Annotated in this window: 11 protein-coding genes; 3 read left to right on the forward strand and 8 right to left on the reverse strand. The window is 72.5% G+C overall.

The window, feature by feature from the left end:
• Nucleotides 1-128 precede the first annotated feature (128 nt).
• Complete coding sequence (locus QQZ13_RS12730) at nucleotides 129-2,021, forward strand: FAD-dependent monooxygenase (RefSeq protein WP_284529639.1); 1,893 nt, start codon at nucleotides 129-131, stop codon at nucleotides 2,019-2,021.
• Nucleotides 2,022-2,160: 139 nt separating this feature from the next.
• On the opposite strand, the gene QQZ13_RS12735 is transcribed toward QQZ13_RS12730, so the two are convergent.
• Nucleotides 2,161-3,819 (reverse strand): thiamine pyrophosphate-binding protein, encoded by a 1,659-nt coding sequence (locus QQZ13_RS12735; protein ID WP_284529640.1) that lies wholly within the window; start codon nucleotides 3,817-3,819, stop codon nucleotides 2,161-2,163.
• A 250-nt stretch (nucleotides 3,820-4,069) separates the two neighbouring features.
• Here QQZ13_RS12735 and QQZ13_RS12740 point away from each other — a divergent pair, with 250 nt between their 5' ends.
• On the forward strand, nucleotides 4,070-5,134 hold the full coding sequence (locus QQZ13_RS12740) for a winged helix DNA-binding domain-containing protein (protein ID WP_284529641.1): 1,065 nt from the start codon (nucleotides 4,070-4,072) through the stop codon (nucleotides 5,132-5,134).
• 36 nt (nucleotides 5,135-5,170) lie between these two features.
• On the opposite strand, the gene efeB is transcribed toward QQZ13_RS12740, so the two are convergent.
• From efeB to QQZ13_RS12760, 4 genes are all read right to left on the reverse strand, one after another.
• The gene (efeB, locus tag QQZ13_RS12745; RefSeq protein ID WP_284529642.1) at nucleotides 5,171-6,493 is read right to left on the reverse strand and encodes an iron uptake transporter deferrochelatase/peroxidase subunit; all 1,323 of its coding nucleotides are present in this window, start codon (nucleotides 6,491-6,493) and stop codon (nucleotides 5,171-5,173) included.
• Nucleotides 6,490-7,746, reverse strand: a complete 1,257-nt coding sequence (efeO, locus tag QQZ13_RS12750) for an iron uptake system protein EfeO (protein ID WP_284529644.1) — start codon at nucleotides 7,744-7,746, stop codon at nucleotides 6,490-6,492. The genes efeB and efeO overlap by 4 nt, the downstream gene beginning before the upstream one ends.
• Nucleotides 7,743-8,696, reverse strand: a complete 954-nt coding sequence (gene efeU, locus QQZ13_RS12755; protein ID WP_284529645.1) for an iron uptake transporter permease EfeU — start codon at nucleotides 8,694-8,696, stop codon at nucleotides 7,743-7,745. The genes efeO and efeU overlap by 4 nt, the downstream gene beginning before the upstream one ends.
• Nucleotides 8,697-8,990: 294 nt before the next feature.
• Nucleotides 8,991-10,430 (reverse strand): XRE family transcriptional regulator, encoded by a 1,440-nt coding sequence (locus QQZ13_RS12760; protein ID WP_284529646.1) that lies wholly within the window; start codon nucleotides 10,428-10,430, stop codon nucleotides 8,991-8,993.
• Between the two features lie 121 nt (nucleotides 10,431-10,551).
• Between QQZ13_RS12760 and QQZ13_RS12765 the strand changes: the two genes are divergently transcribed.
• A complete protein-coding gene (locus QQZ13_RS12765) occupies nucleotides 10,552-12,465 on the forward strand; it encodes a phosphoenolpyruvate carboxykinase (GTP) (RefSeq protein ID WP_284529647.1) in 1,914 nt (637 codons plus the stop codon).
• Here the strand turns inward: QQZ13_RS12765 and QQZ13_RS12770 are convergent.
• From QQZ13_RS12770 to QQZ13_RS12780, 3 genes are read right to left on the reverse strand one after another with little or no spacing between them, the layout of a single operon-like run.
• On the reverse strand, nucleotides 12,443-12,754 hold the full coding sequence (locus QQZ13_RS12770; RefSeq protein WP_284529648.1) for a hypothetical protein: 312 nt from the start codon (nucleotides 12,752-12,754) through the stop codon (nucleotides 12,443-12,445). The genes QQZ13_RS12765 and QQZ13_RS12770 overlap by 23 nt on opposite strands.
• A complete protein-coding gene (locus QQZ13_RS12775; RefSeq protein WP_284529650.1) occupies nucleotides 12,751-13,305 on the reverse strand; it encodes an Asp23/Gls24 family envelope stress response protein in 555 nt (184 codons plus the stop codon). The genes QQZ13_RS12770 and QQZ13_RS12775 overlap by 4 nt, the downstream gene beginning before the upstream one ends.
• Before the next feature lie 5 nt (nucleotides 13,306-13,310).
• Entirely contained in the window at nucleotides 13,311-13,856 is a 546-nt protein-coding gene (locus QQZ13_RS12780) for an RNA polymerase sigma factor (RefSeq protein ID WP_284529651.1), read from the reverse strand.
• Nucleotides 13,857-13,940 lie beyond the last annotated feature (84 nt).

Consider the following 13,940-nt stretch of genomic DNA (forward strand, 5'->3'; position numbering starts at 1 on the left):
GTCGCACCGGATTCGGAGCCTCATCGCTGACGGCTCCGAATCCGGGCGCCGGCTCCGAATCCGTTCCGGCCGAATCCGCGAGAAGATGGCAGCAGCCCGACCGAGACGTCGGGGAAGGATCGAAGACGATGCAGTTCCACCACCACGGGTACGTCTCCGGCGACCCTCGCGTCCAGCCCTCCGCCGGCACCGGCGTCGACCGCCCGGCCGAGCTCCCCGACGAGATCGACGTGCTGATCGTCGGCTCGGGGCCGGCGGGCATGCTGCTGGCCGCGCAGCTGTCGCAGTACCCGACGGTGGTGACCCGCCTGGTCGAACGGCGGGACGGGCGGCTCGTCCTCGGGCAGGCCGACGGCATCCAGCCGCGGAGCGTCGAGACGTTCCAGGCCTTCGGCTTCGCCGAGCGGATCACCGCCGAGGCGTACAACATCGGCTGGATGAACTTCTGGGGGCCCGACCCGGACGATCCGCGCCGGATCGTGCGTCGGTCGCGGACGGCGGACTACGCGTACCAGATCAGCGAGTTCCCCCACCTGATCGTGAACCAGGCGCGCGTGCTCGACTACTTCGCCGAGGCCGCCGCGCACGGTCCGGGCCGGATCGTGCCCGACTACGGCATCGAGTTCCTCGGGCTCACGGTGCAGGGCGCGGGCGAGTATCCCGTCGAGGTGCGGCTCCGCCACGTCGCGGGCGAGCGTGCCGGCGAGGAGCGCACGGTGCATGCCAAGTACGTCGCCGGATGCGACGGGGCCCGCAGCGGCGTGCGCGAGGCGATCGGCCGCCGGCACGTCGGCGACATCTCGCAGCACGCCTGGGGCGTCATGGACGTGCTCGTCGAGACCGATTTCCCCGACTGGCGGATCAAGTGCGCGATCAACGCCGAGGCGGGGAACATCCTCCACATCCCGCGCGAGGGGGGCTACCTCAGCCGCATGTACATCGACCTCGGCGCCGTCGCCGCCGACGACGACCACCGGGTGCGACAGACGCCGATCGAGGAGATCATCCGGCGGGCGAACGAGATCCTCCACCCCTACTCCATCGACGTGAAGCAGGTCGCCTGGCACAGCGTGTACGAGGTCGGGCACCGTGTCACCGACGGCTTCGACGACGCGCTGGACGATGACCGCGACCCGCGCGTCTTCCTCACGGGCGACGCGTGCCACACCCACAGCGCCAAGGCGGGGCAGGGCATGAACGTGTCCATGCAGGACGGCTTCAACCTCGGCTGGAAGCTCGGCTCGGTGCTCACCGGGCGCAGCCCCGCGTCGCTGCTCGCGACCTACGGCGCCGAGCGGCGACCCGTGGCGCAGCAGCTCATCGACTTCGACCGAGAGTGGTCCTCGCTCATGGCGCGCAAGCCCGAGGAGATCTCCGACCCCGAGGATCTCGCGACGTACTACCTCGCGACGGCGGAGTTCCCCTCCGGCTTCATGACGCAGTACGGGCCGTCGGCGATCGTCGGATCCGGCGAGCACCAGGCGCTTGCGGCGGGCTTCCCGATCGGCAAGCGGTTCCAGAGTGCGCCGGTCACCCTCGTCGCCGACGGCAACGTCGTCCATCTCGGCCACCATGCGAGAGCCGACGGCCGCTGGCGGCTGTACGCCTTCGCCGACCCCGCGGCGTCCGGAGCGCATCCCGCGCTCGATGCGTGGGCGGAGTGGCTGGGGTCCTCGGCGGAGTCGCCGCTGATCCGATTCCGACGGGGCGACGAGGATGCCGATGCCCTGTTCGATGTGAAGGTCGTCTACCCGGAGGGCTTCGAGGCGGTCGACGTGGCGGCGGTGCCCGCCGTGTTCCGCCCGCAGAGCGGCCCCCTCGGGCTCACCGATTGGGAGAAGGTGTTCGCGGCGGGTCCGTCGGCCTGGAACGACGTCGACATCTTCGCCGAGCGCGGGCTGTCGCGCGACGGGGTCGTGGTCGTCGTGAGGCCCGACCAGTACGTCGCGGCCGTCCTGCCGCTGACCGTGACCGCCGAGCTCGCCGCCTTCTTCGACGGGGTGCTGCTCCCGCCGGAGTAGAGCATGTCCCGCTTTCGGCGACCGTGGCCGGGCGCGGCGGTGCGAAAAGCAGGACGGATAGCCGGTTCGGCCGACTTTGCCCGGCGGATGCTGCGGTGAGGCCTGCTTTTGCCCCCCGGGGTCGTGGAAGGGGACGCGCTCAGCGGTTCACGCGGATGATCTCCTGCTGGTACGGCGCGATGACGTCGCCGGAGATGCGGCAGTCGAGCAGGAGGAACGGCCGGTCGGATGCCGGACGGGCGGCCCATTCGTCGAGCACCTCCAGGTCGGCGAGCTCCCGCACCACGACGCCGTGGGCCCCGACCGAGCGGGCCAGGCCGGCGAAGTCGACCTCGGGGATCAGCATCGGCTCCCGGGCGAGGCCCTGGAGCCCGTACAGGTTCACCTCCGCGCCGTAGGCGGCGTCGTTCCAGACGACGGCGAGGCCGCGGCCGGCGGCGACGCGCACGGCGGACTCCAGATCGGCGAGCGCCATGAGGCCGCCGCCGTCGCCGGTCGTGAGCACCACCGTGGCTTCCGGTTTCGCGAGTGCCGCGCCGGGCACCGAGGGGAAGCCCAGTCCGATCGACTGGTACGCGGTGCCCACCATGAGCATGCGGTCGGGCGACGCGACCGGCCAGTACATGTTCGCCCACCCGATGAAGTGGCCGCCGTCCGAGACGACGACGCGGTCGCGCGTGGACGGGTGCGCCTCGAGCAGCTCGCCGATGCGCGCGGCGACGGAGCGGGGGTCGAGGCGGCCGCCGGCGGCGAGGGCGTCGCCGGGCTCGCGGGCGCGCAGCGGTGCGAGGTCGACGGATTCCCGCCAGCCGGACGATGGCGCGCCCTCCAGCGCCTCGACGAGCGCGGAGGCCACGACCGCCGCGTCGCCGCGGAGGAACCCGCCGACGTGCGGATGCGTCGCCGCGGGTGCGACGTCGACCTGCACCACCCGCGTGCCGGGCGCGAACAGCTCGCCGAACCGCATCGTGAACTGGTTGAGCCCCGCGCCGAACACGACCGCCACGTCGGCGGTGCGGACGAGCTCCATCGCGCCGTCGGCGCCGAATCCTCCGGTCACGCCGAGGTCGAACTCGGGGCGGGGGAAGATGCCGCGGCCGAGCGCTGTCGTCGCGGTGAGGGCGCCGGTGGCGTCCGCGAGCCGACCGAGCGATTCCCTGGCGCCGGCGACCCAGGCTCCGCGTCCGGCGAGGAGGAGCGGCCGCTGCGCCCGGGCGAGCGCGCCGGCGAGGTCGGCGATCGCGGCGCGGGCGAAGGGCGACGGCGCGAGGGGCGCCGGAAGCGACGGCGAGGGTGCGTCGGGCACCGGCCCGGCGTCGAGCCGCGCGACGTCGTACGGGATCGCGAGCACCGTCGGCACGCGGTACGACAGGGCGTGCTCGATCGCGATGACGGTGGTGGCGGCGGCATCCGCTCGCCCGACGGTATAGGTGCGCGCGCCGACGGCCGAGGCGAGGGCGATCTGGTCCACGTCCCACGGGCGGGGGCCCGACGTCGGCTCGTCGCCGACCACCAGGATCAGCGGCACGTGCGCCTGCACCGCCTCGGCGAGGGCGGTGAGAGTGTTCGTGAAGCCGGCGCCGTAGGTGGCGGTGGCCGCCGCCAGCCCGCCGCCGGCGCGGTGATACGCGTCGGCGGCCACGACGCCGCCCGCTTCGTGCCGGACGGCGGTGAAGGACACCGCCGTCGAGCGCTCCAGGGCGTCGAGGAAGTACGCGTTGCCGTTGCCCATCACCCCGAACACGTGGTCGATGTGGTGGGCGAGGGTGTGCGCGACGTGCGCGGAAACCGTGGGCATGGGAGCTCCAGCGAAGACGGGACGGATGCGAGGCCGTATGTGTCTCGCTCGCGGACATCGACGTCGCGCGGCTGCGTGCCCCTTTTCCGAGCACCGGCGGCCGTGGCCGCCGGACAGTGCGAGTGTATACGATCCGGTGAGGGCTGCCGCCGGGCCGCATGTCCCTGATTCGGCTGGATCGAGCGCCCTCGGGCGACCGAAAGCGGGACATGCGTGACCGAAAGTGGGACATCCACGGCAGGATGAGCGCATGGAACTCGACCGGCTGCGCAGCGAGCGGCTGCGCCACCACCGGCTGAGCGCTCCCGCCGCATCCGTCACCGAGGCGGCGACCCACATGACGGCGACCCAGGGGCAGGAGTTCTGGGGCGGACGGTGGGCGCTCGCCGCCCGTACCCGCGGCGCCCCGACGCTCAGCGACGTCGACGCCGCGTTCGCGGAACCGGATGGGCTCGTCCGCTCGTGGACCCAGCGGGGGACGCTGCACATCCTGCCGGCGCGGGACCTCCCCTGGATCCTCCGGGTCACCGCCGAGCGGCAGACCAAGCAGTACGCCGGGATCCACCGGAGCCTCGGCATCGACGCGGACATGCTGGCGCGCGCCGACGCGGCGGTGCGCCCGGTGCTCGCGAACGGCAACCGGATCACCCGCCCGGAGTTCGCCGCCGTCCTGTCGGGCGTCGGCATCGACCCGTCCGGGATGCGCGGCAACCACATCTTCTCGGCGCTGGCGCTGCGGCTGGTCGTCGTGCTCGGACCCGTCGTGCCCCGCGAGAGCGGTCCGACGCGCGACCAGTACGTCGTCGCGCCCGAGGACTGGATCCCTGAGACCGCCGAGCCGGCGGACCCGCTCGCGGAGCTGTTCGTGCGGTACATCCGCAGCCACGGTCCCGCCGGAATCGGCGACTTCGGATGGTGGGCGGGCCTGCCGAAGGGACTGTCGCAACAGGCGCGGGACGGTGCGGGCGACCGGGTCGTCGAGGTCGAGGAGGGGCTGTTCGTCGCCGCTGGACCGGCGCCGCGCCGAGCCCGCGTCGACCAGGTGCAGGCGCTGCCGCCTTTCGAGGAGTACTACCTGTCGTACGTCGACCGCACGACGCCCTGCGCACCGGAGTTCACCCGGCGGATCGGGCCGAGCATGAACGGGATCGTCCAGCCCGTCCTCGTCGCGGACGGCGAGATCGTCGGCGTGTGGTCGCATTCGGTGGCCGTCGGAAAGCACCACCTCGCCCCCGTGCCGGAGCTGTTCGGCGATGCGGACGCCGTTGCCGTCGAGGCGGCGCTCGGTCGCTTCGCGCGATTCATCACCGGCTGAGGCCTGCCCGCGGTGCGGATGCGGAGCCGGCCGCCGTCAGGCGAACAGCTCGGCGCCGACGTACGACCCGGGCGCCGCGCCGCGCGGGATCGCCCAGATCCCGGAGCCGACGTGCCGCAGATACTCGTTCATGAGGTCTGTCGACAGCGAGCGCTGGAGCGCGACGAACTGCGCGGGGGAGCGCTGGTACGACAGGAAGAACAGGCCCGCATCGAGGCGGCCGAGCTCGGTGTTGCCGTCGACGAAGTTGTAGCCGCGCCGCAGGATCCGGATGCCCCCGTTGGTCTCGGGGTGGGCCAGGCGCACGTGCGAGGCGGCGTCGATCGCGGGAGCGCCGGTGGCGTCCGCCGCCGCGAAGTCGGGGGCGGAGCCCTCGCGGCCGCCCGAGAGGGGGGCGCCCTCGCCCTTGTCGCGCCCGATGATCCGCTGCTGCTCCGACAGGCGCACCCGGTCCCAGGTCTCGATGAGCATCGCGATCCGCCGTGCCACGAGGTACGAGCCTCCCGCCAGCCAGGCCGGTTCGTCGCCCTCGCCCACCCACACGTGCTCGGCCAGGGCCTCGTGGTCGTCGGCGAGGATGTTCGCGGTGCCGTCCTTGAAGCCGAAGAGGTTCCGGGGCGTGGCCTGCGCGGACGTCGTCCGCGACGTCTTGCCGAAGCCGAGCTGCGACCACCGCAGCCGCGCCCGGCCGAACGCGATGCGGCTGAGGTTGCGCACCGCATGGACGGCGACCTGCGGGTCGTCGGCGCACGCCTGGATGCACAGGTCGCCGTGGGATCTGGCGGGGTCGAGGTCGTCGCCGAGGAACGCCGGCAGCCTCTCCAGCAGCGCCGGCCGCCGCGCCGCCAGCCCGTACCGGTCGTCTCCCTCGGCGGTCTCGAACAGGGTGGGACCGAACCCGAAGGTGATCGTGAGACCCGATGCCGGCAGCCCCAGCGCCTCGCCGGTGTCATCCGGCGGGGCCTCCGGCGAGCCGCCGATCGCGCCGGTCGCACTGACGTCGAGGCCCTGCGTCATCCGCGCGGCGGCGTAGCTCCAGTCCTGCAGGAGCGAGACGAGGTCGGCCCGATCGGTGCGGGCCATCATGTCGAAGGACGCGAAGTGCAGGTGGTCCTGCACGGGCGTCGTGATCCCCGCCTGGTGCGCGCCGAAGAAGTCGTGGACGGGCGACGCCCCGCCCTGCTCACGCGCCCGGCCGACGGCGACGCCGGCCGCCGATCCCGCGCCGGCCCCGAGGGCGAGCCCGGCCGCCCCGACACCGGCGGCGAGTCCGAACAGGCCGCGGCGGCTCAGGCCGGAGGGCGATCCGGACCGCTCCGCGGCACCGCCGTCGGCGCCGGCCTCCACGTCCGCGCTCACGCCAGGACGGTCGACGTGAGCTGCGACAGCGGCTCGGCCAGGGCGTTCAGCAGGTCGGTGAGCTCGCGCTTGTCGTCGTCGGTCAGTTCGCCGTACGCGACGAATCCCTCGGCGAGCGAGCCGTGCGCGGAGAGCGCCGCGTCGAGGGCCGCATAGCCCTCATCGATCTGCTCGGCGAGCGCCGCGCCCTGGTCGCCCTTCGCGACGGCGAAGTCGCGGGCGAGCGAGAACGCCATCTTCGAGCCCTCGACGTTGGCGGCGAAGTCCCAGAGGTCGGTGCCCGACCACCAGTCCTCCTCGCCGGTGATCTTGCCGGTCGCGACTTCGTCCAGCAGCGAGATCGCGCCGTTGGAGATGCCGGCGACGCCCTGCGCGTCGAGCGCCGTCTGGAAGTCGGCGGAGTGCACGTAGTCGTTGAGCTCTGCCACATCGGCGATGAGCTGGTCGCCGAACGCGGCGCGCTCGGCGTCGGTCGACGGCGCCCAGTCCTGCCAGGCGGGCGTCTCGCCGTCGGCGTTCAGCGCGTCGCGGGCGGGCACCCAGAGGTCCTTCTCGATGCGGTGGAACCCGGTCCAGTCCAGGCCCTCGGCGACGGCGTCGACCTCGCGGTAGTCGATGCGCGGGTCGAGGTCGCCGAGCGACTCGGCCACCGGCTCGATGCGCTCGTAGAAGGCGCGCACCTGCGGGAACTGCGCGCGGGCCGCCTCGTCGTCGCCGGTTTCGTACGCCGCGACGAAGTCGTCGACGGCGGGCACGAGCTGCTCGACCTGATCCTTCACGAACGCCGCGTAGAGGTCGACCGCCTGCTGCTTCTGCTCGGCATCGTCGCCGGTCGCGGCGACCGCGTCGCCGGAGACCGAGAACCCGGCGCGGCCGACGCCCTCGCCGACCATGCCGGGCTTGCACAGCGTGAAGTACTCGCCGGGCTGGGCCACGACGGTGAGGGTGCGGGAGGCGCCCGGGGCGATGTTCTCCACTTCGCCGACGATCCGCAGGCCGTCCTCCGCGAGCAGATAGAACTCCGTCACCTGCGAGCTGTCGTTGGCGACGTCGAAGGTCAGGGTGCCGCTGGTCGCGGCTCCGGTCGAGACCTCGCACGCGGTGTCGGTCGAGGTGACGGTCAGCGTGTCGGCGGCCGCCACGTCGGCCTTCGCGACGCAGCCGGCCAGGGCCAGGGCGGCGACTCCGACGACGGCGAGGGCGCCGAGGCTCCTCGCGGCGCCGGTCGTCTGCAGCGGAAGGGTGCGGGTCATGATGCTCCTTGAGGTGCGCGGGAAGGGGCGGAAGGGACGGAGGGGGTCGCCGGCGCCGAGGCGTCCGCGACGGGTGTCGGGCGAGGGCGCAGACCACGGACGAAGAATGAGCCGACGGCGGCGATGTAGACGGCCCAGGCGATCACCTGCAGCCAGGTCATCTGCGGCATGAAGCCGACCGTGGCCTGGAGGACGGCGGCCGCCCATCCGCCCGGGGCGATGGTGGCGCTGAGGTCGAAGGCCCAGCCGAACGGGAAGCCGGCGGGCCCCACGGCGACCGCGCCGGTGACGGGGTCGAGCGGAGCGGACGCCGAGAAGGGGCCCGGCAGGACGCCTGCCTCCTGCAGATCGTGGATCGCGTAGGCGAGCACGCCGGCCGCGACGACGACGAGGAAGGCGCCCGTCCACGCGAAGAAGCGGCGGAGGTCCAGGCGCACCATGCCGCGGGCGAGCAGCCAGCCCAGGAGCACCGCGGCGGCGAGCCCGAGCACGGCGCCGAGGAGCGCCGTCGGCGCATCGCCGAACGACTGCACCATCGACCACAGCAGCAGGGTGGTCTCGATGCCCTCTCGCGCGACCGATACGAATCCGATGACGACGATGCCCCACAAGCCGCTGGTCGCGAGGGCGCGATCGATCCCGCCTTCGAGCGTGGCCTTCATGGTGCGGGCGGTGCGCTGCATCCAGAAGATCATCCACGTGACCATGCCGACCGCGAGCAGCGACAGGAGCCCGCCGATGAGCTCCTGCGCCTCGAAGGTGAGCGCATAGGAGCCGAAGGTGAGCACGGCGCCGATGCCGAGGGCCAGCGCGATCGCCAGGGCGACCCCCGCCCAGAGCCGGGGGAGCACGTCGCGGCGGCCGATGCGCGTGAGGTAGGCGACGAGGATGCCGACGACGAGGGCGGCTTCGAGGCCTTCGCGGAGGCCGATCAGGAAAGTGGCGAGCACGGGGTCTGTTTCGGTGAGCGGAAGCGAGGCCGGTGCCGCTGCCCCGTTGCAGCCCTCGGTCGAGCGCCGTCCGGCGAGCGACGTTAGGTTAGGCGAACCTCACTTGCGAGAGAGTACACCCGCGCCGTCGCCGTTTCCAACCCTGGAAGGGGGGTGTCGGGTCCGGCGAGCACGCGAGCATGTCCCACTTTCGGTCGCAGCGGCAGCCCGGAACCGACCGAATGTGGGACACGCCCCGCCGGAAGTGGGACACGCCCCGCGGGAGTGGGACATGCCCGCGGCACGGAGCGCGGGTCAGCCCTGCGCGTGACGGTCGAGGAACGCGTACACCTCGCCGTCGTCGACGCCCGGGAAGGCGCCGCGGGGGAGCGGCGAGAACATCTGCATGTGCACGCGCGCGCTCGGCCAGGCCTTGCCTTCCCAGCGCCGCGTGAGCTCGGCGTCGGGGCGGCGGCAGCAGCTCTCGTCGGGGCAGGTGGAGACGGCTCGCTTCTGGGTCTCGCGGCCGCGGAACCACCGTGCATCGTCGAACGGCACGCCGACGGTGATCGAGAACTCCCCGTCGGAGGTCGTCCCGGTCTGGCTGGAGCACCAGAAGGTGCCCGCGGGGGTGTCGGTGTACTGGTACTGCTCGGTCGTGCGGTTCTGCTCCCCGAAGGACGACCGCGCCGCGAACTTCCGGCAGACGATCTGCCCCTCGACGGAGCCGGTGACGTCCATCGGCAGCGGGAGCTCGTCGTTCTCGTAGACGCGGCTGATGGCGCCCGAGCCGTCGACGCGCAGGAAGTGCAGGCGGATGCCGAAGTGCTGGGTGAGGAGGTTCGTCAGCCGCATGCCTGCCGCCTCGTGGGTCACGCCGAACGCGTCGCGGAAGTCCTCGACGGCGAGGTTGCGATCCTTCTTGGCCTGCGCGAGGAAGGCGACCGACGCCGTCTCGGGCATGAGGCAGCACGCCGCGAAGTAGTTGATCTCGAGCCGCTGCTGCAGGAAGTCGGCGTAGTCGGTGGGCGGCGCGTGCCCGAGCAGCCGGTGCGCCATCGCCTGCAGCGCCATCGAGCGCAGCCCGTGCCCGCCCGGGATCGACGCCGGGGGCAGGTAGATGCGGCCGTTCTCGAGGTCGGTGACCGAGCGCGCCGAGTGCGGCAGGTCGTTGGCGTAGATGAGCTCGAAACCGAGCTGCTCGGCCATGATGCTGACGGTGCGGTGGGTGAGCGCGCCGGAGGTGTGCCCCGCCGCCTTCAGCTGCTTCTCGGCGAGCCGCTCGATGTCGGCGAGGTAGTTGTCGCGCTCGCGGAGCTTCAGCCTCAGCTCGGTGTTGGCCCGCCGCGCCTCCTCGGGCGTCGCGATCGCCTCGCGCTCGCGACGGTGCAGCTCGCGGTGCAGCGCGAGCACGGACTCGATCGTCTCGTCGGTCATGGTGCGGGTGACCCGCAGCGGCGGGATGCCCAGGCGGCGGAACACGGGGCTCGTCTGCGCGCGCTCCAGTTCCAGCTCCAGGGCCGCCCGCCGGTTGGGCGGCTCGGTCGACAGCAGGTCGGTCACGTCGGTCCCGGTGGCGGTGGCGATCGCCTGCAGCAGCGAGAGCTTGGGCTCGCGCTTGCCGTTCTCGATGAGGCTCAGCTGGCTGCCGGCCACGCCGACGAGCGCGCCGAGCTCGTCCAGGGTGTAGCCGTGGGAGACCCGCTGGTGACGGATGCGGTGGCCGAGGGTCGACAGTTCCAGCGCGGTGGGCATTCCTTGAGCATATCGAAAGAATCGACATTCTTGACACGAACAGGATCGGAAAATGCGCTCGAACCAGAGGGATAGTGGGGGCACGACCCAGCCGTAGGACGCTTCATCGAAGGAGATCGACATGGCCCTCGCGGACCTCTTCACCCGCCCCGTCGCCCCCCGCACCGACGCGCGCATCGAGGGCGGCACGCGCTCCGCAGGCTACGACGCCTCCGCCTTCGGTCGCGCGCCGGCCGACAGCGACGGGCTGGCGGAGCTGCGCGCCTGGGTCGACGAGATCGCCGCGCTCACCCAGCCGGCGCGCATCCACTGGGTCGACGGCTCGCGCGCCGAGAACGACGCGCTGCTGCGCCAGCAGGTCGACGAGGGCAAGCTGATCCGGCTGAACCCGGAGTGGCGGCCGGGCTCCTACCTCGCCCGCTCGCACCCGAGCGACGTCGCACGCACCGAGGGTCGCACCTTCATCGCCTCCGAGCGCGAGGAGGACGCCGGTCCGACCAACAACTGGATCGCGCCCGACGAGATCCGCGCGACCCTGACGCCGCTGTTCGCGGGCTCCATGCGCGGACGCACGATGTACGTCGTGCCGTTCTCCATGGGCGCCGTCGGCGGCCCCCTGTCCCACATCGGCGTGCAGGTCACCGACTCCGCCTACGCCGTGACGTCGATCGGCATCATGACGCGGGTCGGCACGTCGGTCCTCGACCAGATCGCCGCCGGCAAGCCGTGGGTCAAGACGGTCCACTCGGTCGGCGCGCCGCTGGCACCGGGGGAGAAGGACGCCGCCTGGCCCTGCAACGACGAGAAGTACATCGTGCACTTCCCCGAGACGCTGGAGGTCTGGTCGTTCGGATCCGGCTACGGCGGCAACGCGATCCTCGCGAAGAAGTGCTTCGCGCTGCGCATCGCGTCGGTGATCGGGCGCGACGAGGGCTGGCTCGCCGAGCACATGCTGCTCATCCGCGTCATCAGTCCCGAGGGTCGCGCCTACCACCTCGCCGCCGCGTTCCCGTCGGCGTGCGGCAAGACGAACCTCGCCATGCTGCGCCCCACCATCCCCGGCTGGCGCGTGGAGACGCTCGGCGACGACATCGCCTGGCTGCGCCCGGGCGAGGACGGACGGCTCTGGGCCATCAACCCCGAGGCGGGATTCTTCGGAGTCGCGCCGGGCACCGGGCAATCCACCAACGTGACGGCCGTCGAGACCCTGTGGGGCAACACGATCTTCACCAACGTCGCCCTCCGTCCCGACGGCGACGTGTGGTGGGAGGGGCTCACCGACGACGTCCCCGCCGAGCTCACCGACTGGGAGGGGAAGCCCTGGACGCCCGCGTCGGGCCGCCCGGCCGCTCATCCCAACTCCCGCTTCACGGTCAGCGCCGGCCAGTGCCCGCAGATCGCGCCGGACTGGGATGCCGCCGAGGGCGTGCCCCTGGACGCGATCCTCTTCGGCGGACGTCGGGCGACCAACGTGCCGCTCGTGCTCGAGGCGACCGACTGGACGCACGGGGTCTTCCTCGGGGCGAACATCTCCTCCGAGCGCACCGCCGCCGCCGAGGGCACCGTGGGGGAGCTCCGGCGCGACCCGTTCGCGATGCTGCCCTTCTGCGGCTACAACATGGCCGACTACTTCGGTCACTGGCTGAAGGTGGGCCAGTCGCTGCGGTTCGACCGCGCTCCGCGCATCTTCCAGGTGAACTGGTTCCGCAAGGGCGCAGACGGACGCTTCCTCTGGCCCGGCTTCGGCGACAACGCCCGCGTGATCGAGTGGATCATCCGCCGCATCGACGGGTCGGTGGGCGCCGAGGACAGCCCGATCGGCCGGCTCCCGCACACCGACGACATCGACGTGGACGGGATCGACGTGCCGCAGGCCGACCTCGACGAGCTGTTCGAGGTCGACCCCGCGCTGTGGCTGCAGGAGGCCGACCTCACCGAGCAGTTCTTCTCGACGTTCGGCGGCAGGGTGCCGGCGGCGCTGTACGCCGAGCTGGCCGCGCTGCGCTACCGGCTCACTCTGGCCGCGCGGGACTGAGGCGGCTCACGCGCACCGTCACCGTCGCCTCGGGCTGGCCGAGTGCGTCGCGCACCCGCGCGGCGACCGCCGAGGCGACGGTGTCGGCGCGCGCGTGCTCCACCCCGATGCTCGCGGTGACCTCGTAGGCGCCGTCGCGCTCCGTGACGACCGAGTAGGCCTCGGTCCGCTCCACGGCGACCCGCCACAGCCGGGCGGGCAGGGGCGCCGCGAAGTACAGCTCGGCGACGCCGGGGACCTCCCGGATGGCGGCGTCCACACGCAGGGCCAGTTCGCTCGTCCCGCTCATGACCGCTCCTCCCGCATCCGCAGCGAGTCGATCGTCACGTCGATCTCGCCGACGTCCCACGCGGCGCTTCCGGCGATGGCCGCATGGACCTCCGCGCGCACCTGCGCGGCGACCTCCGCCAGGGCAAGCCCGTACAGCACGCTGACCGTCAGCGCGACATCGACTTGTCCGTCCTCGACGGTGACGTCGACACGCTCCACGAGCACGCCGTCCACGCCGTCGCCGGCGTCGCGGACGAGGCCGCGCACCGCGCCCTCGGTCACGACGAGGGTCACGTCGTCGCCCGTCTCGAGCGGGAGGTCGCGCCCCGCGCGGGACTCGCGGGCCACCTCCCCGATGATCTGCTCGAACCACGACTCCTCGAGGCCCTGCGCCGCGTCGCTCTCGATGAGCTCGCGGGAGAGTGCTCCGAGCCTGTCCATCGAGTCCAGGACAGCTCGGCACTGCGGGTCGCCGTCGATCGCGGCGATCGCGGGGAGTCGTCCGCGGTCGTGGTACTCCGACAGCTCCTCGAGCGTGTAGCCCGACTCTCCGATCGTCTCCGTGGCCATGCCGTTCACCTCCACTCCTGCATGCGTTCGAACACGGTGGCACGTGCGCGGGCGAGACGCCCCCGCACGGCCGTGGCCGAGATCCCCAGTTCCCGAGCGATCTCGTCGTAGCTGTAGCCGCTCACCTCGCGCAGCAGCCACGCGGTGCGCTGCTCGGCGGGCAGCTCGTCGAGGACCGCGCGGAGCGCATCGAGCTGCGACGACGTCAGCGCCGACTCGTCGGGGCTGGGAAGGGTCGACAGCGGCTCCGCGTCCTCGATCGGGGTCGACGGTCGGCGGGACCGCAGGCGGTCGGTGGCCTTCCGCGCGACGATCGTCGAGAACCACGCCCGCACCCGGTCGGGCTCGCGCAGCTCCGGCAGCCGGCGCCATGCGACGATCAGGGCCTCCTGCACGCAGTCGTCGGCGTCGGCCCGCGAGCGGAGGATCCTCGTCGCGAATGCCACGAGGAACGGGCCGTGCCGGCGCACGAGCACCCCGAACGCGCGCTCGTCGCCGTCGGCGGCGCGCTGGGCGAGGATGCCGTCCTCGACGGAGACCAGTCGATCCACGTTCCCCCTGGCGTGATCCGTGCGGCCACCGCCGCGTCGGATTCGACCCTGCCACACCTGCCCGCGCGTGTCAGCGCCCGGATG

This window comes from Microbacterium sp. T2.11-28, from assembly GCF_950097975.1.
GTDB lineage: Bacteria > Actinomycetota > Actinomycetes > Actinomycetales > Microbacteriaceae > Microbacterium.

What these genes read in the sequence shown, in the direction of transcription:
- QQZ13_RS12730 (WP_284529639.1), top strand. Translation starts at nt 129, where the DNA reads ATGCAGTTCCACCACCACGGGTACGTCTCCGGCGACCCTCGCGTCCAG.
- efeO (WP_284529644.1), bottom strand. Translation starts at nt 7,746, where the DNA reads ATGACCCGCACCCTTCCGCTGCAGACGACCGGCGCCGCGAGGAGCCTC.
- QQZ13_RS12775 (WP_284529650.1), bottom strand. Translation starts at nt 13,305, where the DNA reads ATGGCCACGGAGACGATCGGAGAGTCGGGCTACACGCTCGAGGAGCTG.
- QQZ13_RS12770 (WP_284529648.1), bottom strand. Translation starts at nt 12,754, where the DNA reads ATGAGCGGGACGAGCGAACTGGCCCTGCGTGTGGACGCCGCCATCCGG.
- QQZ13_RS12765 (WP_284529647.1), top strand. Translation starts at nt 10,552, where the DNA reads ATGGCCCTCGCGGACCTCTTCACCCGCCCCGTCGCCCCCCGCACCGAC.
- QQZ13_RS12735 (WP_284529640.1), bottom strand. Translation starts at nt 3,819, where the DNA reads ATGCCCACGGTTTCCGCGCACGTCGCGCACACCCTCGCCCACCACATC.
- QQZ13_RS12740 (WP_284529641.1), top strand. Translation starts at nt 4,070, where the DNA reads ATGGAACTCGACCGGCTGCGCAGCGAGCGGCTGCGCCACCACCGGCTG.
- QQZ13_RS12760 (WP_284529646.1), bottom strand. Translation starts at nt 10,430, where the DNA reads ATGCCCACCGCGCTGGAACTGTCGACCCTCGGCCACCGCATCCGTCAC.